The following is a 22,790-nucleotide window of genomic DNA, read 5'->3' on the forward strand; positions in this document are numbered from 1 at the left end:
CAGATTATCACGAAGCCTGGAACAATCGAGGCATTGCACTGGATGATTTAGGAAGATTGGAAGAAGCGAGATCCTCCTACGACAAAGCCTTAGAATTCAAACCAGATTCATACGAAGCCTGGTACAATCGGGGCAATGCACTGGGTAATTTAGGAAGATGGGAAGAAGCGAGATCCTCCTACGACAAAGCCTTAGAAGTCAAACCAGATTTACACGTTGCCTGGAACAATCGGGGCTATGCACTGGGTAATTTAGGAAGATGGGAAGAAGCGATCACTTCCTACGACAAAGCCTTAGAAATCAAACCAGATAAAGACGAAGCCTGGAACAATCGGGGCAGTGCACTGGCTGGTTTAGGAAGATGGGAAGAAGCGATAGCCTCCTTCGACAAAGCCTTAGAAATCAAACCAGATTTACACGAAGCCTGGAACAATCGGGGCATTGCACTGGGTAATTTAGGAAGATTGGAAGAAGCGATAGCCTCCTGCGACAAAGCCTTACAAATCAAACCAGATTATCACCCAGCATTTTATAATAAAGCTTGCTATTATGCCTTACAGAGTCAGATTGACCAAGCGATTCAGAATTTGCAGCAAGCCATCAATCTGAATCCTGAGAAATACCGAGACATGGCAAAAACTGACTCGGATTTTGACAGAATTCGATCGCATACTCGGTTTCAAGCCTTGATTCAAGGATAGATAGTTTGATCTAATAATTAAGAGTGAGGTAAAAGATGACTAAACTAAATGTAACTGTAACTAATGACAGGTTTCCCGAACTCATCGCCCGTGTCGAGGATACTGGAGAACGAATTGTCATAGAACAGGAAGGAAGAGCGATCGCTGCTATCATTACTTATGCTGATCTGAAGCGATTGGAAGCACTAGAAGCTGCCCTAATTCACAAAGCAAAACTAGAAGAATATCAATGGCTAAAAGCTGCGATACGCAATCGGGCTTTTGATTCCCTAAGAGACTCAGCAGAAGATATCTACACTTTAGCTGATGGCTTGCCATTCCACGACTCAGAATGGATTAAAACAGTAGCGCTCGATCCTAATTTTGGTTCTATCCTCGACCCCGAAGAAGACATTTATACCATAGCTGACGGTAAACCATTCCATGACCAAGGGTAAGATTTTCCTAGTACCGTTTCCCTATGATGATTTATCGGCAAACAAACTGCGTCCTGTAGCTTGCTTGACTAACCCTTTGGGAGCGCGACGCCATGTTATTCTTGCTTATATTACAAGTCGCGTACCAACAAATCTACTGGAAACAGATATCGTATTAGATGCTTTTCATCCCGACTTTCCTGCTTCGGGGCTGCGGGTGCCATCTGCTATCAGGCTGCATCAACTGGTGACTGTTTCTACAGTGGTTGTTCAGCGTGAGTTGGGTGAATTATCATCAAATACACAGGCTCAAATTGCTGAAAAGCTCTGCAATTTGCTAAGTAAGTGATCGCCGATAGGTGAAAATTATATCAGGACTTACGCAACTTTTAAAGTTTTACACTACCCGTAGTAATAAGGGCCGCAATGCACTACAAATAGGGTGGATCTGTAAGTCCTTTTATATCTTGGGTGAGGTTGGCCACAGCTCAGTGCGATCGCCCTTTCCTCTTTTCTACGCAGTCATATAAAAAAATTAGTATTAATCTATACTTCCCAATCCCAGTTCTAGAAGTATAATGAAAAAAATTGAAAAAGTCCCCAAATTCCTGTAAAATTGCCATAAATAACCAAATAGTCGCGATCAAAAGCACTCAAAGGCGAAAAAGATCGCATATAAAAAAGAAAAGAATCAATTAGACAGAAAATAAAGAGGTGAAACCCCTTGCAAAAATTAGCCAGCATAGAAAAGCCGATCGACTCAGGGGAAAAATCCATAGCAGTCAACACCCAAAAGGCTCAAACCTTATACGAACGCGGCAACGCCCTAGAAGCAATGGGACGATTCCAAGCTGCGATCGAATCTTGGCAAGAAGCGATCGAACTTGAACCAAAATTTTATGAAGCGTGGTACAACCAAGGCGTAGCCCTCAAAAAATTGGGCCAGCTAGAAGAAGCGATCGCAGCCTACAACCAATCCCTAAAAATCAAACCAAACAATCCCGAAGCGTGGTATAATCGGGCCAACGTTTTGCGGAAGATCAACAGACTCTCAGAAGCGATCGCATCCTACGAAAAGGCGCTCGAACTCAACCCCAGCTACCCCGAAGCTTGGACGAACCGCGGCAACACCCTCGTCAGCTTAGAGAAATTATCAGAAGCGATCGACTCCTACGACAAAGCCATCGCCATCAAACCAGACTACTGCGAAGCTTGGTACAACAAAGCATTTGCCCTGAGAAAATCAGACCAAAATACAGCCGCGATCGCCTCCTACGACAAAGCGATCGAACTCAAACCAGATTTGCATCAAGCCTGGTACAACCGCGGCTTAGCCCTAGCCGATGAAAAACTCTACCCGGAAGCCGTCGCCTCCTACGACAAAACCCTGCAACTGCGGCCGAATTCCGCCGAAGCCTGGAACAAACGCGGCAGGGCGATCGCACAAATGGGACAATTTGAAGCAGCGATCGCATCCTGGGACAAAGCCCTCGCACTGAAGCAAAACGACAGCGAAACCTTTTATAACCGTGGCTTAGCCTTCGCAAACTTACAACGCTTGGAAGAAGCAATTGCCTCTTGGGACAAAACCCTAGAGTTGCAGCCAGACAACACCGAAGCCTGGTACAACCGCGCCATAGCCCTCAAAAAAATTCAACGATTTACCGAAGCGATCGCCTCCTACGATAAAATCATCGCACTCACACCCGACGATCCCAACCTGTACTATCAAAAAGCTTGCCTTTACGCCCTGGAAAAAGCAGCAGGCGAACTCACAAACAGCCCCGAACTTGTAGCCAGCAGCATCCGGCTGGCGATCGAAAACTTATCCAAGGCGATCGAACTCAATCCGCATAAATACCGGAAATTGTGCAAAAATGACTCTAAATTGCGTACAATACGGGAAGAAGTGCGGTTTTTAGCTTGATTTCAGGGTAGCAATGATTGATGGAGACGGATGCCGCACTGCAACCTTTGTAGGCAAAACAGCACCATAAACCCCAATCATGCAAACCCTAGACAAAACTCAAGCAAAATTCGCTCAACTGGCAGCCCACCTCAGAGAAGTTAACGACATCGAATCAGCCTCGTCGCTGCTGCATTGGGATCAATCAACTTATATGCCCGCCAAAGGTGCAAATGCCAGAGGCCGCCAGTTGGCTACTCTCAAACAAATATCCCACGAAAAATTTACCGACCCCAAAATAGGTGAACTCCTAGAAGACTTGCGTTTCTACGAACAAACCCTCCCCTACGACTCCACCGCAGCCAGCCTGATCCGCATCGCCCGCAGAGACTACGATCGCGCCGCCAGAGTCCCCGCAACCTTTATGTCCGCACTCTGCCGCCACCAAGCCGACAGCTACGAAGCTTGGGCTGCGGCCAGGGCAGCCAACAATTTCGCAGCCGTTGAGCCGTATCTCGAAAAAACCCTAGAATTAAGCAGGCAATACGCCGACTTTTTCCCCGGCTACGAACACATTGCCGATCCGTTGATAGATCGTAGCGACTACGGCATGAAAGTATCCCTGCTGCGCCCGCTTTTCGCCAAACTGCGTGAAGAATTAGTGCCGATAGTCGAAGCCATCACCTCGCAACCTCCCGCCGACGACTCCTGCTTGCACCAAGACTTCCCAGAATCCCAGCAACTAGAATTTACCCGTAAAGTCGTAGAACGCATGGGGTACGACTTCCAACGGGGACGGCAAGACACCACCCTGCACCCGTTCATGACCAACTTCTCCATAGACGACGTACGAATTACCACCCGCGTCTATGAAGACCACTTGGATCAAGCACTCTTCAGCAGCATCCACGAAGCCGGACACGCCCTCTACGAACTCGGAAATTCCCCGGAATTTGAAGGCACGCTTCTGGCAGGCGGCATTTCCTCCGGCGTCCACGAAAGTCAATCGCGACTTTGGGAAAATTTGGTCGGGCGCAGCCGCGGTTTTTGGGAATGTTTCTATCCGCAACTCCAAGGCGTATTTTTGCGACAGTTGGGACACGTATCCACGGACGCATTTTACCGGGCAATTAACAAAGTCTCACGATCGCTCATCCGCACCGACGCCGACGAAGTAACCTACAACCTCCACGTCGCCATCCGCTTTGACCTAGAATTGGCAATGGTAGAGGGAAAACTAGCAGTGCGAGACCTCCCCGAAGCCTGGAACGAACGTTATAAAACCGACCTCGGCGTTGTCCCAGCCACCGATAGCGAAGGCGCGATGCAAGATGTTCACTGGTATGTTGGTACGATCGGCGGAATGTTCCAAGGTTACACCCTCGGCAACTTGATGAGCGCTCAATTCTACGAAACAGCAGTAAAAATCAATCCTGAAATTCCCGTAGAAATAGAACAGGGCAATTTTAGCGTACTCCACGACTGGCTAAAACAAAATATCTACCAGCACGGCCGCAAATACACTGCTGTCGAATTGATCGATCGCGTTACAGGTTCACCTTTAACTATCGATCCCTTTATCCGCTACATTCGCCACAAATACGGGGAATTTTATGTCATTTGAGGGATAGCAACTTCACTTTGCAGATTTTAAAATGGCATTAAAAAAAGTAGCCCCCTAAAAATAAAGGGCGATACTCACAAAGTATCGCCCTGTTTTACAACGAAAATCAAAAATTCTAAATAAGGGAGTATGTATGTCGGAACTCTTTCAGGCTGTTATCGCCAGCGACGAAAAAACCGACTTCCGTCAGTTTGTCAGCGATTTGCGCGCTTTGGGAAACAAATATTTACTGCGAAACGACATAGTTAACGCTTTTGCCACCTACTGCACCAAATACGAAAAGCCTGAACAGTTCCATCAATCTTCTCTTTTAAGCAAACTGATTTACTACGTTCAGGAAATTATTCTCGAAGATGGCAGCCTTTGCATCCTGCTGCGACCAAAAATTGCTACAATGGAAATAGTGCGAGTTGCAGACGACTTAACTGTTGAGCAGATGACAGTGCAAGAATTGCTCGATGTGCGCGATCGCTTCGTCAACTACTTTCACCCCCAAGAAGGCGAGATTCTCGAACTAGATTTCGGGCCTTTTTACGATTATTCCCCCACAATTCGCGACCCCAAAAACATCGGCAAAGGAGTGCAATTCCTCAACCGATACCTGTCTAGCAAACTATTTCAAGACGCCAGACAGTGTCAGGAAGCTCTATTTAATTTCTTGCGGATTCACCGCTACAACGGCGTACAATTACTAATTAACGATCGCATAAAATCCCAAGAACAACTTTCAGAACAAGTCAAAAAAGCCCTCACCTTTGTTAGCGAACTTTCTGAAGAAGAACCCTACGAGAGATTTCGAGCGGTTTTGCAAATGATGGGTTTCGAGGCAGGTTGGGGAAATACCGCCGCCCGCGTGCATGAAACCCTAGCACTTCTTGACGAATTAATTGATGCCCCCGATCCACAAACCCTAGAAGCATTTATTTCTCGCATCCCGATGATTTTCAAAATCGTCCTAGTTTCTCCTCACGGCTGGTTCGGCCAAGAAGGAGTTTTGGGGCGACCGGATACGGGAGGTCAGGTAGTTTATGTCCTCGATCAAGCCAAGAGTTTAGAGAAACAACTGCAAGAAGACATTCATCTTGCCGGTCTCGATAGTTTAGGAGTCAAACCTAAAGTAATTATTCTCACCCGGTTAATTCCTAACAGCGACGGCACGCCCTGCAACAAACGTTTGGAAAAAGTTCACGGCACAGACAATGCTTGGATTTTGCGGGTTCCCTTCCGCGAGTTCAATCCCAAACTGACTCAAAATTGGATTTCGAGGTTCGAGATTTGGCCTTATTTAGAAACTTACGCGATCGATGCAGAAAAAGAACTGTGGGCTGAGCTTGAGGGCAAGCCAGATTTAATTGTCGGCAACTATTCAGACGGCAACTTGGTAGCGTTTTTGCTATCTAGAAAACTCAAAGTTACTCAGTGCAATATTGCCCATGCGCTGGAAAAATCCAAATATTTGCTCAGCAATCTTTACTGGCAAGAATCAGAGGAAAAGTACCATTTTTCGCTGCAATTTACGGTCGATATAATTGCCATGAATGCAGCTAATTGTATTGTTAGCAGCACCTATCAAGAGATTGTGGGCCAATCCGATAGTGTTGGTCAGTACGAATCTTACAAGTGTTTTACCATGCCGGATTTGTACCACGTTGTGAACGGGATTGAACTGTTCAGCCCTAAATTCAACGTCGTGCCGCCGGGAGTTAACGAAAGTGTGTACTTTCCCTACACGCGGATCGAAGACCGGGTCCAAGGCGATCGCGATCGGCTCAACGAACTGCTGTTTACTCTAGAAGACCCGGAACAAGTCTTTGGAAAACTCGACGCTCCGCACAAGCGCCCTTTATTTTCGATGGCCCGGCTCGATCGCATTAAAAACATGACAGGCTTAGCAGAATTGTTTGGAAAAAGCCAGGAATTGCAAGAAAAATGCAACTTAATTCTAGTAGCCGGCAAGCTGCGGGTCGAAGAAACCGAAGACTACGAAGAAGCAGAAGAAATTAAAAAACTCTACGCAATTATCGACCAATACAACCTTCACGGTAAAATTCGCTGGCTGGGAGTGAGGCTTTCCAAAAGCCTGTCCGGCGAAATCTACCGGGTAATCGCCGACACCCAAGGTATATTTGTTCAGCCAGCCTTATTTGAAGCTTTCGGCTTGACAATTCTCGAAGCAATGATTACCGGTATTCCTACTTTCGGGACACAGTTTGGTGGCCCGCGGGAAATTATTCAAGATGGCGTAAATGGGTTTTATATCAACCCGACCAACCACCAGGAGACTGCCCAAAAAATTCTAGCTTTTTTATCGAAATGCGAACACGATCCCAACTATTGGTATGAAATTTCAACGCGAGGCATTGACCGAGTTTACAGCACGTATACCTGGAAAATTCATACTACCAAGCTGCTGACTCTGGCGCGGACTTACGGTTTTTGGAACTACTCGTCCAAGGAAAACCGCGAAGATATGCTCCGCTACGTAGAATCGCTGTTTTATCTCATTTACAAGCCAAGAGCAAAGGCTTTATTGGCAGAACACGCAAATCGATAAGTCGCGAGTTTTGCTTATATCAAATCCCTTGGTATCGCCATTATTCATCTCTCTCTTCCCTTTCTCTGTATCCTCTGCATCAAGAGGGGTTTAATAATTCCCATACAACCGAAATTGATATTACGGGGAGATTGAAGGAAAAAACTTCGCTTTTCATAGATCAACTTTGTAGAAAATTCGCCTGTAAAGATTTGTGAATGACGGCAGGTTTTGTACCATAAGACTGAGGCTAAAAGACGTGGTTTATACGAAAATATGAGCTTTGGTAACGAAACATCTCGGAATCAAGTGGGTTTATTAGGAATAGTGCGAACCGGCCCCTACTTCTAACAGGTAAGTTGTGAGTGCTGGTGTCCCGAGTGCTGAAATTCTAGAGACCGGGGCAGATATAGCAACCGCGCCAGACGCTTAGAACTTTCTTAATGGCTCAAACCAATGCGGTCTATTACCCCTTCCCTCGGACTTCTTCTTACCCGATGGCGAAGTAGAAGGGCATTCTTCCCTCTTGCTTTTGCTATATGTCTCAGAAAGCTGTCCGGGTAATACAATTAGATTTAGAAACTTGAAAACAGGGAAACCCTGTCAAACCTTACTAACAGGATGAAATTTATGCGTGTGACTACTGTTACGATTTTCAGCTTGATCGCTCTGCTCGCTCCCGGCTTAACCCGAAAGGCAATTGCTGCTTTTGACTCCGAGCCTTTGGTGCAGGAACAGTACCGCAGAGACTTTACGGCTCCCGCCGATCCGGGTGCGTCAGCATCGCCCGAGGGAAAGTCCGAAGCAGATATGTTTAACAAGCCTTTTTACGCGGGCGAGCAGGCGCCAGTCAGAAAGGAAAAAACTATCTCGGCGGGAGCTGATGGGCCAGAAGTTGCTGCCATACAGCAACGGTTGCAGGTGCACAGTTTCAAGGTGGGGACGATCGACGGTTCCTATGGCTCTCGCACTACATCGGCGGTTCGTGCCTTTCAGCAGTCTAAGGGTTTGAACTCAGACGGCATTGTGGACAAAGAAACTTGGACAGCTTTAGCAGCAGATCCAGCGCCTGCTCCTGAAACTGTGCAGAACAATGCTCCAATTCTGAGCAATGCTGCTGTTGCCGGCAATCCTCCAACTCTTCTAAATAAAGGCGCTGTCGGTTCCAAGGTGAAGACGCTACAGGTGCGTTTGGAAATGCAGGGTTACGATCCGGGCCCGATCGACGGCATTTTTGGCGCTCGCACTGCTACGGCTGTCAAGAACTTTCAGAAATTCAAGGGTTTGACGGTTGACGGCATGGTTGACGAAACAACCTGGAAGGCGCTGGGCCAAAAGTAAGCGACGAGTGAAACATACGGAAAATTGCTGTGGCGATAACTCATGATTGAACCCGGTGTGCCAAAATGACCGGGTTTCTCGATGTTGGGCGATCGAGCAATTTGGTCATTCGCCTGCGGATTTATCAGTGGGTCGCTGTGTTTTATCTAAAATCTAAAATCTAAAATCTAAAATCGATTGACCGATCGCTCTGTTGTGTGCTATAGTATTAAAATGTCAAAATGCGGATATGGCGGAATTGGCAGACGCGCCAGATTTAGGTTCTGGTTCCGAGAGGAGTGAAGGTTCAAGTCCTTTTATCCGCATAACAGATTGTATTCCCAAACTAAAAACCCCCACCCTTGGTTTAGCAGAGTTTGTGCTGCCTTGTGAACGGCATCCCGGAATTGAAGGTTGTATTACAACCCACATTCCGCAGTTCTGGCTTTGATGACTAAGGATTTTCATACATTCAGTGTAGGAAAAATGTCTGTGCCTATCTTTTCTAATTTTAGTATCATTATTTCCCGATTTTGGCGAGATATAAGAAATTTGAATTCACAGATATTTTCTAATATATTCCTTCGGCAATATCTGAACTCATTCTTCCTAAATTAGCCATCACAATTCCGGCAACATGAGTGTTCGGTTGCCACTTATTTGAATTTATTTAACAATATTCTCCGGTTTGTTTTCCGAGTTACCCATCTTCAACTATTAAATAATATTGACCGCAAACCTTTCCTAAATAATTTAATATCTCCCGACGTTCCTTTGTTAAGTTGCTTATTTGTTCGGCTCCATTTAGGTTGACTAAATGTACGGCTTGAAACATCTAAAATACCCACCACATCGTCGGTTTATTTGTCAATTTCTTGACCTGGTTTCTGATGCTGGCATTGGCTGATTCTAATTCTTGTCTCAACTTTCTTATTCGCGAGATTATATACTAATAAACATACTCCCATTATCATGGCAATTGCTTCTACTCTCTGGGGTTTTTTCACGAAGACGCTTGATGTGAAAAATAATGGGTCTTTTAAAAATCTAAATCCTCTTTCGTTACTTTGTTGAGCTTTGTATTCTTCTAATATTTGCTGGTTGGTTATTTCGTTTTTATCTAAAATGTTTGTTGCCAGTATAACTCTCCCTGCTTTGATTTTTTCGGCTGATATTATTTCGGGTCTGGTTTCTATTTTACCGATTATTTGATAGGCTATTGTGTCTATATTACTAGCTTTTTTGGTGGGTGTTTCTGGTTTTTTATGGCTTTTTTCTTGACATTTGATTTCGGTAATTTGGTGATATTTCCATGTGTCTGATAGATTTTTTATTGCGGTTTCTGCGTCGGCAACACAGGCAAAGTTTTACCGGGACAGCTTGCGTAGTGCGGCTTGGGCGCTTGATTCTTGTTTGTTTACTTGTTTGTCTATTTGTTTGATGCTTGCTTGTTTCCTGAGTTCACTTTCTATGACTAACAATCTTTGTTTTATGTTTCCATATTCGCTAGCTATTTCGGCTATCTTATATCCTTTTTTTGAGCTTGATGGCCATTCGCTTTCTTGGATGTCTACGATTTGATCTTGGGCTGATTTTATGCTTAATGAAACTCTTGTTATCCATTTGATTCCTGTCATTGCTGATAGGTTTTTCCTGGTGTATAAGGCGCTGTCTGCTACGCAGATTCCTTCAAATGTCCACTGTTTTTTGATTTTTTTTAGTCTTGATACGAATACGCTTTTGTCGTCGATGTTTCCTGAATCTATTTTTAGATATAGTGGTATGTCTCCGTCTCCTGTTACAATCATGTCTATAGCAAAACCATTTGATTTGTAAACAATCGATTCAATCATCACAAGCGTTTCAGGTTGTTCTACATTCACGACTCAAATAGACTTGCTATATGATAAATTGTTTGAGGTCGGGTCGATGGTCTCTCGAGTATCCGTGAACTATTTCTATTGGTTTCATTTCTGATGTTTCTGGTCCGGGTTATTTTTCTGTTTGGTCGCTGTTTTCAACTTGAGTTTTATATTCTCCTTGTACATACATTGAACTTCCATCTAAATGGATGCTGTTCATTTTTACTTGGAATCTATGGGCGGCTTTTATGGGGATTGTTGTGAAGAGCTTTGTGGTTCCCACTTGATAATATTTATCAAGGGTTCTTCCCAGTCTATCGTCGTTTAGATGTTCGGGTAATATTCCCTTTCCTATTAGATGTGATGTTGCTTTTCCTACGAAAAATTCCTCAAATATGTATAATGGGGCGCTTAAAAATCCTAGTCCATTCAAAATCATTGCTTTCATGACTTGTCCTGGGCTGAGCATTTCTTGGGTTGTTATTCCTACTATTTTATTGACTTCTTCTACTAATTCCATCTCGTCTATTATGCCTGCTACTATTCCTAAATGGTCTAAATTTAGGACTTTTATGGCTTCTTGATGCTCATTCATGGTTTTTTCCTCTTGGCTCCTAGTTCGTTCATTGTATCTCAAAAAAGCCTGAAGTGATTACTGGGCAATCACTTCAGGCTTTAATTTTTAAAATTTATAACCCTCAATTGTATTTAAAGACCTGCGGAATCTGGGCTCAAACTGCCAGAAGCCCAAGTGAGAGTGTCAAATAATTCCAGAACGCCACGCTAACACAAAAGATTGAGATCGATCGCCCGACAAGGATGTTTGACTATCACTGTGCGGGTGACTCCATCGACTAGCTCGCTAATCATTAAAACACAATCAAAATTTAAGATTAGCCGCGCCGACCCCGATCGAGTAAAATCACAGCACTTGCCCCCCGATGGGTTAATCTGCTAAAACTAACAAAGTTTGATGATTTCTGAGAAATAACATACATGGTTGCTACATCCGTCAAGATTAAACACGAAGTCAAAGACTTGTCCCTCGCCCCCTTGGGAAAGCAACGCATCGAGTGGGCAGGCCGGGAAATGCCCGTTTTGCGGCAAATTCAAGAACGCTTCGCTAAAGAAAAGCCTTTCGCTGGCATTCGCTTGGCCGCTTGCTGCCACGTAACCACAGAAACCGCTCATTTGGCAATCGCCATCAAACTCGGCGGTGGCGACGCCGTACTGATCGCCAGCAACCCCTTGAGCACTCAAGATGACGTAGCAGCTTGCTTAGTTCAAGACTACGGCATTTCCGTCTTCGCCCTCAAAGGAGAAGATGCGGCTACCTACGAACGTCACGTCTACACAGCCCTAGACCACCGCCCCAATATTATCATCGACGACGGCAGCGACGTTGTAGCCGCACTAATCCAGCACCGCCCCAACCAAATTTCCGACTTAATCGGAACTACCGAAGAAACTACCACAGGCATCGTGCGCCTGCGGGCCATGTTGAAAGACGGTGTGCTGACTTTCCCCGCGATGAACGTCAACGACGCCGACACCAAGCACTTCTTCGACAACCGCTACGGTACCGGTCAATCTACCCTAGACGGCATTATCCGCGCTACCAATATTTTGTTAGCCGGTAAAAATATTGTGGTTGCAGGTTACGGTTGGTGCGGCAAAGGCACGGCACTGCGCGCCCGTGGTATGGGTGCTAACGTAATTGTCACCGAAATTGATCCGATTCGGGCGATCGAAGCAGTGATGGACGGTTTCCGCGTCATGCCGATGGACGAAGCAGCAACAGTCGGAGATATATTCATTACCGTTACCGGCAACAAACACGTCATTCGTGCCGAACATTTCGAGACAATGAAAGACGGCGCAATTGTTTGCAATTCCGGTCACTTCGACATTGAAATTGACCTCAAATCCCTCGGCGCAAAAAGCACCGACGTGAAAACAGTCCGGTCTTTCACTCAAGAATATCACCTCAATAATGGCAAATCGATTATTGTGTTGGGCGAAGGTCGTTTGATCAACTTGGCAGCAGCCGAAGGACACCCCAGTGCCGTGATGGATATGAGCTTTGCTAACCAAGCTTTAGCCTGCGAATATCTAGTTACTAACAAAGGCAAACTAGAGCCTGGTATTCACTCAATTCCCGTGGAAGTTGACAAAGAAATTGCCCGTCTCAAATTGGAAGCAATGGGTATTCACATTGATACTTTGACTGCCGAACAAATTGAGTACACAAACTCTTGGACTTCGGGCACTTAATCATAGTATTCTCGTTCCCGGACTCGGCCTGGGAATGAATACAAGGAGGCTCTGCCTCCCTCAAGGGGAGTCGAGGCAGAGCCTTTAGATATGTGTTCCCCGGCTGTGCCTGGGAACGAGCAATGACTAATGACTAATGACTTCTTCTTACCAAATTAGGGAATCAAAATGGTTGAATGGATAACTAACACAATGCAGTCTATGGGCTATTTCGGAATAGGGCTGTTGATGTTTTTAGAAAATCTTTTCCCCCCCATACCCTCAGAATTGATTATGCCGCTGGCAGGATTCACGGTATTCCAGAACAGAATGGAGTTTTCACCGGCGATCGCAGCAGGAGTAATCGGTACAGTTCTGGGGGCGCTTCCCTGGTACTATGCTGGTAAATTATTGAGCGAAGAACGCTTGAGGAATTTAGCCGATAAATACGGGAAGTGGATCACAGTATCGGGCGCCGATATTGACAAAGCAAATAGATGGTTTAATAGACACGGCAACAAAGCCGTGTTTTTGTGTCGCCTCGTACCGGGAGTTCGTACCCTAATTTCTCTGCCCGCTGGCATCAATAATATGCCTTTAATTCCTTTTTTAATCTACTCAACAGGCGGCACTCTTTTATGGGTAAGTTTTCTGACCTTTGCCGGATATAAACTAGGGGAAAATTATACACTTGTAGAGGATTATCTCGGGCCGATTTCCAAAATAGTTGTGGTGATTATAGTCATCTGGTGTATTTTATGGATAGTGAAGAAGAATATGCAAAAAGAATAAAATCATAGATAAATGCAGACATCTGCGTTTATCTGCGTTTATCTGCTATTATCTACGGTTAAAAATCAAGTTATCAAAAATTTATACAAATATTTAGGATTGATTGAGGTTTAGGCAGACAATCGTGGCAAAATAGGGAACATTCCTATCCGCGCTGTTAAGATATGTACGAAAAAATTGTAGCCCCAACAACAGGTTCTAAAATTACTTTCAAAGACGGTTCGCCGATCGTCCCCAATGACCCGATTATTCCCTTCATTCGCGGCGACGGTACCGGCGTTGACTTGTGGCCTGCATCCCAGAAAGTCATGGATGCTGCGGTAGAAAAGGCTTACGGTGGCGATCGAAAAATCAACTGGTTTAAAATCTATGTAGGCGACGAAGCTTGCGATGTCTACGGTACTTACCAATATCTGCCCCAGGATTCCTTAGACGCCATCAAAGAATACGGAGTCGCCATCAAAGGGCCACTGACAACCCCAATCGGGGGCGGAATTCGATCACTAAACGTAGCTTTGCGGCAAATCTTTGACCTTTACGCCTGCGTGCGGCCCTGCAAATATTATGCTGGAACACCATCGCTACACAAAACTCCTGAACTCCTAGATGTAATTATTTACCGGGAAAATACAGAAGATATTTACCTCGGAATTGAATGGGCTAAAGGCAGCGAAATTGGCAAAAAATTGATTGAATTCCTCAATAATGAGCTAATTCCAGCAACACCAGAACATGGCAAAAAACAAATTCGCCTCGATTCGGGAATCGGAATTAAACCCATTAGCAAAACAGGTTCTCAGCGTTTAGTACGGCGGGCCATTACCCACGCTTTACGGTTGCCAAAAGATAAGCAGCAAGTGACTTTGGTGCACAAAGGCAACATCATGAAATATACTGAAGGAGCTTTCCGAGATTGGGGTTACGAATTAGCAACCACCGAATTTCGCGAACAGTGCGTAACGGAAAGAGAGTCTTGGATTCTGGGAAACAAAGAAAAAAAATCCGACATTAGCTTAGAAGATAATGCTCGCCAAATAGACCCGGGATACGATGCTTTGACCCCCGAAAAACAAGCCAAAATTCGTCAAGAAGTAGCCGACGTTCTGTTTGCAATTTGGGACAGTCACGGCAGCGGCCAGTGGAAAGAAAAAATCATGGTCAACGACCGAATTGCTGACAGTATTTTCCAACAAATTCAAACCCGACCGGCCGAGTATTCGATTTTGGCGACAATGAATCTAAACGGGGATTATTTGTCCGATGCGGCCGCCGCCATTGTCGGTGGATTGGGCATGGGCCCCGGTGCGAATATTGGTGATGAATGTGCAGTTTTTGAGGCCACTCACGGCACTGCACCGAAACACGCTGGTTTGGATAAAGTCAATCCCGGTTCCCTGATTTTGTCCGGGGTGATGATGTTAGAATACATGGGATGGCAGGAAGCAGCAGACTTGATTAAGAAGGGTTTGGGAGCGGCAATTTCTAATGGTGAAGTTACTTACGATTTGGCGAGGTTGATGGAGCCTCCGGTGCCTGAGTTGAAGTGTTCGGAGTTTGCTGAGGCGATTATTAAGCATTTCGCCGATTGAGTTTGAGGGCTTTTTTTTAACGGGCTAGAAGCCCGTTCCACAACCAGTCAATTTGCTTATAGGGTGGGCTTCTAGCCCGCCCGCTATTTCGTAAGAACGGGCTAGAAGCCGGTTCCACAAAAGTCCATTTGCTTGTGGGGTGGGCTTCTAGCCCGCCCGAAAATACAATTTAGATGGGGGGTTTATAATGATGGAACAGCCATTCCGCGCTCAACTGCGGGACGTTTCTGCAAGGTTTCTACCCAACGTTTGAGGTGGGGGTGGTTGTCGAGGGTTAATCCTTGAAATTCGTAAATAGCAACCCAGGGATAGATAGCAATGTCGGCAATAGAATAGTCGCCGCAGATATATTCATATTTTGCTAGTTGAGTGTCTAATACTCCGTAGAGGCGCAAGGTTTCTTTTTCGTAGCGCCCAATCGCATAGGGAATTTGTTCGGGTGCAAAGCGTTTGAAGTGGTTTAGCTGACCAAACATCGGGCCGACGCTGGCCATTTGAAACATCAGCCACTGCATAACTTGAAAGTATTTTTGTTTGTCTGTGGGCAGAAATTTGCCGCTTTTTTCGGCAAGATAGATCAGAATAGCGCCGGACTCGAAGACGGTGATGCCGTTATCTCGATCGACTATCGCCGGAATTTTGCTGTTGGGGTTGATGGCAATGAACTCTGGGCTAAATTGGTCGTTTTTTGTGATGTCTATGACGTGCACGTTGTAGGGTAAACCTATTTCTTCGAGCATGATCGAGACTTTGCGGCCGTTTGGAGTGGTAAAAGTGTAGAGGTCGATCATAGTTGTGATGTTAAGTTGAAAGTTTGCAAGGCAGGAAATAACCTGATATAATATCACAATTTGGACAAAATTTGCGGATTTTATATCTATTGTGTTAAAATTATATTCTAATAATAGAAGAATAACGATCGCTCGAAATGGATATTATTGAAATTCTCAAAGACGATTATCAAAGATTTCCCGATAATCAGACTTACAGCATCTATGCAAAAGATGTTTATTTTGAAGATCCGGTGAATCGATTTACAGGAGTCGAGCGCTACCGCAAAATGATCGGGTTTATTGGGACTTTTTTTCAGGATGTAAATCTCGATTTGCACGGGATTTCGCAGTCGGTAGATACTATAGAAACTCGCTGGACTCTGAGCTGGATCGCACCGCTACCTTGGAAGCCGAAAATGGCGATCGCCGGTAGGAGCGAACTCAAAATCAACAGCGACGGTTTAATTGTTTCTCACATCGATTACTGGAACTGTTCGCGGTTGGATGTACTCAAACAGCTTGTATTTTCGGTGAAAACTAATGTTTGAGAATTTGGCTTAGGTTTGTTAGCAATAAAAGATGGTGTTTCAAGAGCGAGATCCCTTTTTTAACCGCAGATGTTAGCAGATAAACACAGATGAACGCTGATGGATTTTTATGTGTTGCAATTGATATCTGAGATAAGTAATTTTAACTGATGTTGACATGGCAGCAATTTCGTGTATTACGGGAAATGTGGTATGTCCGGCGGGTGCTTGTCGCCAAAATTAAGCGCCCACTAAATTAATCTTTGTTACAGAACGTTACAATAAAGAAGTAAAGAATTTTCAGGCGAGCTAAACAATCAATGCGCTTAATATTAATGACTGGAAAAGGTGGCGTGGGCAAAACCTCCGTAGCCGCTGCGACTGGGCTGCGATGTGCCGAATTGGGATACAAAACCCTAGTGCTGAGTACAGATCCGGCTCACTCCTTAGCCGACAGCTTTGACATGGAACTCGGACACGATTCGCGGCTGGTGAAACCGAATTTGTGGGGAGCAGAATTAGACGCTCTCAGGGAATTAGAAGGCAATTGGGGAGCAGTTAAGCGCTACATTACTCAAGTCTTGCGAGCGCAGGGGCTCGAAGGGGTGCAAGCTGAAGAATTAGCCATCTTGCCAGGAATGGATGAAATCTTCGGTTTGGTGCGAATGAAGCGACATTACGACGAAGGCGAATTTGATGTTTTAATTATCGATTCTGCTCCGACTGGCACAGCATTGAGACTGCTAAGTTTGCCGGAAGTTGGCGGCTGGTACATGAGAAAATTTTACAAGCCTCTCCAAGGCATATCAGCCGCCCTTCGGCCTTTAGTTGAACCTATTTTTAGACCAATTGCGGGTTTTTCTTTGCCAGACAAAGAGGTGATGGATGCACCTTACGAATTTTACGAACAAATCGAAGCTTTGGAAAAGGTTTTAACTGACAATACTGTGACTTCGGTAAGGTTAGTTACCAATCCCGAAAAAATGGTAATTAAAGAGTCTCTGCGCGCTCATGCCTATTTGAGTTTATACAATGTAGCCACTGATTTAGTAGTAGCTAACCGGATTATTCCTGCAGAAGTAACAGACCCATTTTTTAAACGGTGGAAAGAAAGCCAGGAACAGTACCGTCAGGAAATTCACTCAGATTTTATGCCGCTGCCAGTTAAGGAGGTGCCACTTTATTCTGAAGAAATGTGCGGTTTGGCAGCTTTGGAACGGTTGAAAGAAACTCTTTACAAAGACGAAGATCCAAGTCAAGTTTATTACAAAGAAAATACGATTAAGATCGTGCAGGAAAACAATCAATATAGTCTTGAACTGTATTTGCCCGGAATTGCTAAGGATCAGATCCAGTTGAGCAAAACGGGAGATGAGTTGAATGTTCGGATTGGCAATCACCGCCGTAATTTGGTGTTGCCGCAAGCTTTAGCGGCGCTCCAACCTTCGGGGGCGAAGATGGAGGAGGATTATTTGAAGATTAAGTTTGCTTAATTAGGGCTAAAGTCCTCACTACGAACCTTGTTGGATTTTTTAGTGAGGACTTCTATTCTTTCTTTTGTTTTTAGTATTTATCGTTTTATGACAGCAAGAGATATCAATTTTAACTCCGAAAGAATCGGAGATACCAAACTAGAAGTTATGGATATAGACATATAGCGGTTTAAGTTCGGTTATCGGTATCCAGTTAAAAATGGATGATGATTCAGTATGGCGCAGCGATCGGCTGAAATTGCATATCATTAAAATCAAATAATAGGACAACGTTGGTTAATCCTTCCGCTGTTATCTCTGCCGCATAGAGGTTGCCTTCAGCCGCCCAGACTAGCCGTTTGCCATCCAGGTCTGCCCACTCCCATTGGGGATAACTAATCGTGGCATTAGTAGCCCGATTAATTAGTGAATGTTCATCCCAATAACAGCCTTTCCCCTCTGGGTGATCGCTCTCGGCATGGGCGATTTTGCGGAGTATCCAGCCGTTGCCGATCGATTTTTCAAAGATATGTTGGTCTTTCCCTTTGCCGAACTGTACGCGATCGACCAGTTGCCAACCATCGCGTAAAAGTCGAGGGTAATAGACGCCGAGACACTCGTTGTTGCCATAATTGCAGGTTGGGGCGTAGGTGGTGTCGCGACGGACTGTCGAAGTATCCCGCAATATCTGGTGGCCGTAGTAGCCGTCGTTGAGCCAGTAGGTGGCTTGGCTCGTCCACAGACCACCCCCATTCCAACAATCCCCCTTGGGGAAGATGGCGATCGCTTTGAGGTATGGTGCTTGTGAAATCGCAGTCCAGGCACCACAGGCCTCCGATTGCCAGCGACCATTCATCGCGAAGTAAATCAGATATTTGCCGTCGGGTGAGAGGTCACTCCGGCGTTCGTAGATGCGTCCCTTTAACCATTGTCCCAGTTGGAATCGATCGCATTGTCGATCCCATAGCATAGTTGCAACCTGCTTCGACGGGCCGCGTCGAATGATTAGTCCGACGGGAGCTTGACTGGCAAGCAGAATATGAATGCGAGCAGGGAATATTTTCATTAATGGTCGATCGTCCGAATGCGGATTTGTACAGTTTTAATCGGCGATGAAAGAACTCCTCCGACAGCGGTGGAATATCGGAGGTATCGATATCTTTATCGCTCATTTCGTCGATTCTAGCCCAGTCGGTTTTTGAGGTATTGTTCATAGCGTCTGCGTTCATGAGGCCGTGACTTGCGTAATGAGATACCGTGTCGTGTTAGCTATCTGAATGTTAGATCGATCGCCTTTTTGTACTGCTGGCTCGACACAATTAACAGGACTCAGCATGAACGACTTCCTTTAATGCCTCATCAATCACTGCATCGCTGACACCTCGACGCTTCAAACTTGCTACTAAGGCTGTTACTTTCTCGCTCTCAAATCGTTCTAAATCAACGCGCAAACCTTGACCGATATAAGCACGAATTAATGGCTGATAGCCCGAAAAACCCAACAATGGTGCAACTTTTTTTAAATCTTCCACAACATCTTCGGGCATACGAATCGTCACGCTAGTCATTGGACGGTTGCGGTTTAATCGCTGCTTTAATGCTTCAACCTTCATACTCTGCCCTCTCCTGACGAGTTGCTTTACGTGCTGAAATAATCCGAATGACATTTTCTTCACGCTCAATGTGAACCACATACAGTAGATTCCACCGACTATCTAGCCCAATCACAGCCTCACGCGCTTCCTCATTGCGGCTGGCATCAACGACAACTAGAAATGGGTCAAAGAAGGATTCAGCAGCTTGTTGAAAAGTAACCCCATCATGATTCGTGGGATTTATCCGCGCTTTTCCCTCGTCCCATACAAAGGTAATGCCATTGAGCACGAAGTATACATTCATGCTCCCTAGTATAGGTAAAATGTATTTACAATGTCAATACGTTATTCACAAAAAACGATCGTTTTCAAACTACTGCCACAGCCTGTGCTACTTGTTGGGGCCTTTCAATTATGTTTCTGCATCAATATTTCAAAGTCCACTAGATCGACTAACCCATAACCATCCTCAGAGAACCGATATTCTCCTCGTTCTAGTGCATCTGCAAAGTTCTCCATATAAACTCGAAAATTAGGTGCAATAAGCCCTCTAGTAGGTTCCTGCCACTCAACAATAATGACTTGTCCAACATTTCCGCCTGCTGCTGGGGCTAAATCTACGCATTCGCAAGCACCATTGCTTTCGTTTGTGAATGGAATCCAATTCGGGTTCCACCAACCCTTCCAGATTCCTTCAAAAATGTCGTCACCATCGCACCTAAAATTATCGTCTGAATAATCCTGCCATTTTTCAGATATTTCGATCGCGCTTTGGAAAGAGAGGAACTTCAAGTTGGGGAACAGGGAATAAGATTCTTCATCCTGACCGTTATGCACGCGGTAAGACAGCTTGAAATCTTCGGGAAACTCTACACCAAAGAATGCTTCTGCTCGATCAATCTCCTCATCATTAGCGCCCGGTCTGAGACTTTTCAGCACTTCAGGTGCATTGGCTGCCAGCCAATTATCAATTCTTTCCCAAATTATTTTCATGAGAAAACCTCCGAAGCTGGAAACTCAGTCTATGCGAGAGTTCAGAGGAAAGCGAGATAGCGGTTTTAACCGCCTAAAATTAAAGCGGGGTGCTGACTCTCTTTCCATGCTACTTTTTATCGACTCTAACCATCGCTCAGGTCATTAGACCTCTTGCAAAATAATTTTATGCTATAATCAAAAGTTTTGCTTAATTAGAGCAGATTGCAGGTTATATCAGCACTTGACAATTATGAGTTGGCTCTCAGGTCTAACACTCAAAACCTTTAATTCTAAGATAGATTTTTTTTGCAAGAGGTCTATTATAGCAATCCTAACCACGCTCAACTGCTTCAATCTGAAGCTTTTTTCCATCTTCTTTGTAGTTAACCGTGATTTCCTCAATATCGTTGCTGCATCGAGTGAATAGTTCTCTACCGATTCCTTGCCCACCAAATTCTCTTCGGACGAACAACAATGACAGATGATTCCCTCTCTGAAATGCAATAAAACCAACAATAATCCCACTCCACCTAGCGACTAGCCTTTTCTCGCTACTCAAAATTCTGGCTCTTAATTCTTCTAGGTCAGAAATTTTTTTCCATTCAGCAACACTTTCTGGTGTTCCATCTGTAAGTTCCCATAGATCCGCAGCAGCCCACATACAAGCACTGATTTAGTGTTCATCCCCAAATTCTGGATGTCTATAGGTAATGGCATTCATCGTTGTGATCCGAGTGCTGAGAGTAGTCAAGGTTGAAACGGTGTACCCTGATGAAAGCGAAGTACCCAACCGCTTGCCGTTCGCGACCAAATAGAGCTTCTGTGTGTATGTTCAACAACGCCGTCATAAATAAATGCACTGTCATAGGTAACCTGAACAATGTTCTCATCGAGCAGGCGAATGTGAAATTCAGGTAGCGGAAAGATGACATCTATTGATGAAGGCTCTGCCACAAGTGTATCTTGTCTTTGCCAGACACGTCCAGAACGTCCAAATTCAAAGAAGTCCGGTGCGAGGAGTTCATTCATGCGCTGCTTGTCAAGGCGAGTTTCTTGACGCCATAGCTCTTGCTCTAGGCATTCGAGGGTGTCTCTGTCTTCGCTGCTGATTCCCATAACTATCACTCCAACTAAACCTAAAAATATCACAATTTTGTCCGATCCAATGATTTGTTATGCCCGATCTCTTAACAATTATTTATGATCGGGCGATCGACGATAACTTCTCTGGACTCAACAACGAAACCGATCATTTCTAGTTCTCTGAACTGCGCTTCAAACGATAAGTTTGATGGAGCGAACTCTGCGATATACTAGCTGAACTCACTCGCAGCTAAGGGCTTTAGATATTAAAATATGTGAGGATATTTAGGATTATCTGTGCTGAGTATATTTACAAGTTTGTCAAATACATAGCAACAATTGGTGGTAATGAGTTCAACTTCTTCATCTAGTTGCAAATCCTCCCACAAATAAGGATTTACTTGAAATCGAAACTTTCCTTTGAAGTTTGGGTTCTCTTCCTTGAATTTTGGCAACATAGTTTTTTTCCCTTTTGAATCAACTCCTGTAGTTTAGACTAAAAAATGAGCGCAGCTAAAAGTAGCCACCTTTGAATCTCAGGCAAGCTGTTGCTCAAAAACTCAAAAAGTAGAAGATTAAACAGCTAATCTTGAAGACTTTTTACGTCGAGAAACCCGTTTTTTAACGGTGGGATAGCACGGTGCCTTAGTTCGTACCCTTCCTTTTTCCCAACCGGGGGATTTTCCCCTATGTTTAGGGATTTTTGTTGGAGTCCCAATGTCAACCAAAAGCGAAAACATTGATTGGGCAACACGTCCAGGGGTTAAATTGATAGTAGCAGATTGCCAAGGAAGTCTATTCTCGATTACTAAATCTCTGGCCAGCCAGAGTTGCCAACTCATCAATGGCATTAAATCACTCCAACGCTCGGATTGTTCAGGGGTTCTTAAATTAGGTAATGTCCAATGCAATCGTTGCTTTGCAAACCGATACCAATGATCGACTCCAAAGCGTCGTAAATACTTAAACCAGACTGTTTCGCTTAGGGAGAGTTCGTTCTCCCACCCAAGCCAACCATAAGGGTGGAAACGGCTGACCGTTTGACATGGGCTTCATTCTTTCCACCAGGATTAAATTGACTTTTTGTCCAGGGGCGCGATAAAAATGCAAGTCAAGCCATTGTTTGACTCGGACTTTTCCCAAATCTGGATGTTCGTCAATTTCAATCTCTGTATCCGCTTGAAGCCATGTGGTTGGGTCATTGAGTCTCATTTTTTGCCCGTGTTTCCGTGGTCTACCGCGACCACTATAGGCCGGTGGTGCTGACCATAAGCAGGCATTCTTTCGGACTCTCATTAGACCTCTTGCGAAAGTGCGCTCGTTCTAGGTAAAATAAAAGAAAAAATTAGCTCCCATAATATGAAGTACG

At 44.8% G+C, this 22,790-nt stretch carries 21 protein-coding genes, 1 tRNA gene and 1 pseudogene; 13 read left to right on the forward strand and 10 right to left on the reverse strand.

Translation table 11 applies throughout. From position 1 onward, the window contains the following. From QUA03_RS06820 to QUA03_RS06855, 8 genes are all read left to right on the forward strand, one after another. Positions 1 to 701 (forward strand): tetratricopeptide repeat protein (locus QUA03_RS06820; RefSeq protein ID WP_333210743.1); only part of this gene is annotated, 701 nt, incomplete at its 5' end. Between the two features lie 35 nt (positions 702 to 736). Next, positions 737 to 1,138 carry a type II toxin-antitoxin system Phd/YefM family antitoxin gene (locus QUA03_RS06825; RefSeq protein WP_333210745.1) on the forward strand — a complete coding sequence of 134 codons (402 nt, stop codon included), beginning with the start codon at positions 737 to 739 and terminating at the stop codon, positions 1,136 to 1,138. Then, positions 1,125 to 1,466: a type II toxin-antitoxin system PemK/MazF family toxin gene (locus tag QUA03_RS06830; RefSeq protein ID WP_333210746.1), complete on the forward strand. Its 342-nt coding sequence runs from the start codon at positions 1,125 to 1,127 to the stop codon at positions 1,464 to 1,466. The genes QUA03_RS06825 and QUA03_RS06830 overlap by 14 nt, the downstream gene beginning before the upstream one ends. Positions 1,467 to 1,841: 375 nt before the next feature. Next, positions 1,842 to 3,044 (forward strand): tetratricopeptide repeat protein, encoded by a 1,203-nt coding sequence (locus QUA03_RS06835; protein WP_333210748.1) that lies wholly within the window; start codon positions 1,842 to 1,844, stop codon positions 3,042 to 3,044. A gap of 79 nt (positions 3,045 to 3,123) precedes the next feature. After that, a complete protein-coding gene (locus tag QUA03_RS06840; RefSeq protein WP_333210750.1) occupies positions 3,124 to 4,647 on the forward strand; it encodes a carboxypeptidase M32 in 1,524 nt (507 codons plus the stop codon). A gap of 133 nt (positions 4,648 to 4,780) precedes the next feature. Continuing rightward, positions 4,781 to 7,201 (forward strand): sucrose synthase, encoded by a 2,421-nt coding sequence (locus tag QUA03_RS06845; protein ID WP_333210752.1) that lies wholly within the window; start codon positions 4,781 to 4,783, stop codon positions 7,199 to 7,201. A gap of 609 nt (positions 7,202 to 7,810) precedes the next feature. After that, positions 7,811 to 8,521, forward strand: a complete 711-nt coding sequence (locus QUA03_RS06850) for a peptidoglycan-binding protein (RefSeq protein ID WP_333210754.1) — start codon at positions 7,811 to 7,813, stop codon at positions 8,519 to 8,521. Positions 8,522 to 8,744: 223 nt separating this feature from the next. Next, positions 8,745 to 8,826, forward strand: a tRNA-Leu gene (locus QUA03_RS06855). 374 nt (positions 8,827 to 9,200) lie between these two features. Here the strand turns inward: QUA03_RS06855 and QUA03_RS06860 are convergent. Next, positions 9,201 to 10,957 (reverse strand): annotated as a pseudogene (locus tag QUA03_RS06860) (IS1634 family transposase). Positions 10,958 to 11,358: 401 nt separating this feature from the next. Between QUA03_RS06860 and ahcY the strand changes: the two are divergent. The 3 genes from ahcY to QUA03_RS06875 all read left to right on the forward strand — a co-directional run bounded on the left by ahcY (position 11,359) and on the right by QUA03_RS06875 (position 14,996). After that, complete coding sequence (gene ahcY, locus QUA03_RS06865; RefSeq protein WP_333035008.1) at positions 11,359 to 12,636, forward strand: adenosylhomocysteinase; 1,278 nt, start codon at positions 11,359 to 11,361, stop codon at positions 12,634 to 12,636. A 168-nt stretch (positions 12,637 to 12,804) separates the two neighbouring features. Further along, complete coding sequence (locus QUA03_RS06870) at positions 12,805 to 13,407, forward strand: DedA family protein (protein ID WP_333210756.1); 603 nt, start codon at positions 12,805 to 12,807, stop codon at positions 13,405 to 13,407. A 164-nt stretch (positions 13,408 to 13,571) separates the two neighbouring features. After that, positions 13,572 to 14,996: an NADP-dependent isocitrate dehydrogenase gene (locus QUA03_RS06875; RefSeq protein ID WP_333210758.1), complete on the forward strand. Its 1,425-nt coding sequence runs from the start codon at positions 13,572 to 13,574 to the stop codon at positions 14,994 to 14,996. A gap of 182 nt (positions 14,997 to 15,178) precedes the next feature. Here QUA03_RS06875 and QUA03_RS06880 read toward each other — a convergent pair whose 3' ends face one another. Beyond that, a complete protein-coding gene (locus QUA03_RS06880) occupies positions 15,179 to 15,787 on the reverse strand; it encodes a glutathione S-transferase N-terminal domain-containing protein (RefSeq protein WP_333210759.1) in 609 nt (202 codons plus the stop codon). Between the two features lie 137 nt (positions 15,788 to 15,924). Here QUA03_RS06880 and QUA03_RS06885 point away from each other — a divergent pair, with 137 nt between their 5' ends. Beyond that, positions 15,925 to 16,317, forward strand: coding sequence for a DUF2358 domain-containing protein (locus tag QUA03_RS06885; RefSeq protein ID WP_333210761.1), 393 nt, complete (start codon positions 15,925 to 15,927; stop codon positions 16,315 to 16,317). A gap of 299 nt (positions 16,318 to 16,616) precedes the next feature. After that, positions 16,617 to 17,789 carry a TRC40/GET3/ArsA family transport-energizing ATPase gene (locus tag QUA03_RS06890; RefSeq protein WP_333176612.1) on the forward strand — a complete coding sequence of 391 codons (1,173 nt, stop codon included), beginning with the start codon at positions 16,617 to 16,619 and terminating at the stop codon, positions 17,787 to 17,789. A gap of 211 nt (positions 17,790 to 18,000) precedes the next feature. On the opposite strand, the gene QUA03_RS06895 is transcribed toward QUA03_RS06890, so the two are convergent. From QUA03_RS06895 to QUA03_RS06930, 8 genes are all read right to left on the reverse strand, one after another. Further along, positions 18,001 to 18,834, reverse strand: a complete 834-nt coding sequence (locus QUA03_RS06895; protein WP_333210763.1) for a hypothetical protein — start codon at positions 18,832 to 18,834, stop codon at positions 18,001 to 18,003. A 253-nt stretch (positions 18,835 to 19,087) separates the two neighbouring features. Continuing rightward, the gene (locus QUA03_RS06900; protein ID WP_333210765.1) at positions 19,088 to 19,381 is read right to left on the reverse strand and encodes a hypothetical protein; all 294 of its coding nucleotides are present in this window, start codon (positions 19,379 to 19,381) and stop codon (positions 19,088 to 19,090) included. Continuing rightward, a complete protein-coding gene (locus QUA03_RS06905; protein ID WP_333162936.1) occupies positions 19,371 to 19,667 on the reverse strand; it encodes a BrnT family toxin in 297 nt (98 codons plus the stop codon). Before QUA03_RS06905 ends, QUA03_RS06900 begins: the two co-directional genes overlap by 11 nt. Before the next feature lie 104 nt (positions 19,668 to 19,771). After that, positions 19,772 to 20,356 carry an SMI1/KNR4 family protein gene (locus QUA03_RS06910; RefSeq protein WP_333210767.1) on the reverse strand — a complete coding sequence of 195 codons (585 nt, stop codon included), beginning with the start codon at positions 20,354 to 20,356 and terminating at the stop codon, positions 19,772 to 19,774. A gap of 313 nt (positions 20,357 to 20,669) precedes the next feature. Beyond that, positions 20,670 to 20,999, reverse strand: coding sequence for a GNAT family N-acetyltransferase (locus tag QUA03_RS06915; RefSeq protein WP_333210768.1), 330 nt, complete (start codon positions 20,997 to 20,999; stop codon positions 20,670 to 20,672). 86 nt (positions 21,000 to 21,085) lie between these two features. After that, entirely contained in the window at positions 21,086 to 21,454 is a 369-nt protein-coding gene (locus QUA03_RS06920; RefSeq protein ID WP_333210770.1) for a DUF4440 domain-containing protein, read from the reverse strand. Positions 21,455 to 21,687: 233 nt separating this feature from the next. Next, entirely contained in the window at positions 21,688 to 21,879 is a 192-nt protein-coding gene (locus QUA03_RS06925; RefSeq protein WP_333210772.1) for a hypothetical protein, read from the reverse strand. Between the two features lie 505 nt (positions 21,880 to 22,384). Further along, a complete protein-coding gene (locus QUA03_RS06930) occupies positions 22,385 to 22,633 on the reverse strand; it encodes a hypothetical protein (protein ID WP_333210774.1) in 249 nt (82 codons plus the stop codon). Between the last annotated feature and the right edge of the window lie 157 nt (positions 22,634 to 22,790).

Source organism: Microcoleus sp. S36b_A4 (assembly GCF_036700645.1).
GTDB lineage: Bacteria > Cyanobacteriota > Cyanobacteriia > Cyanobacteriales > Microcoleaceae > Microcoleus.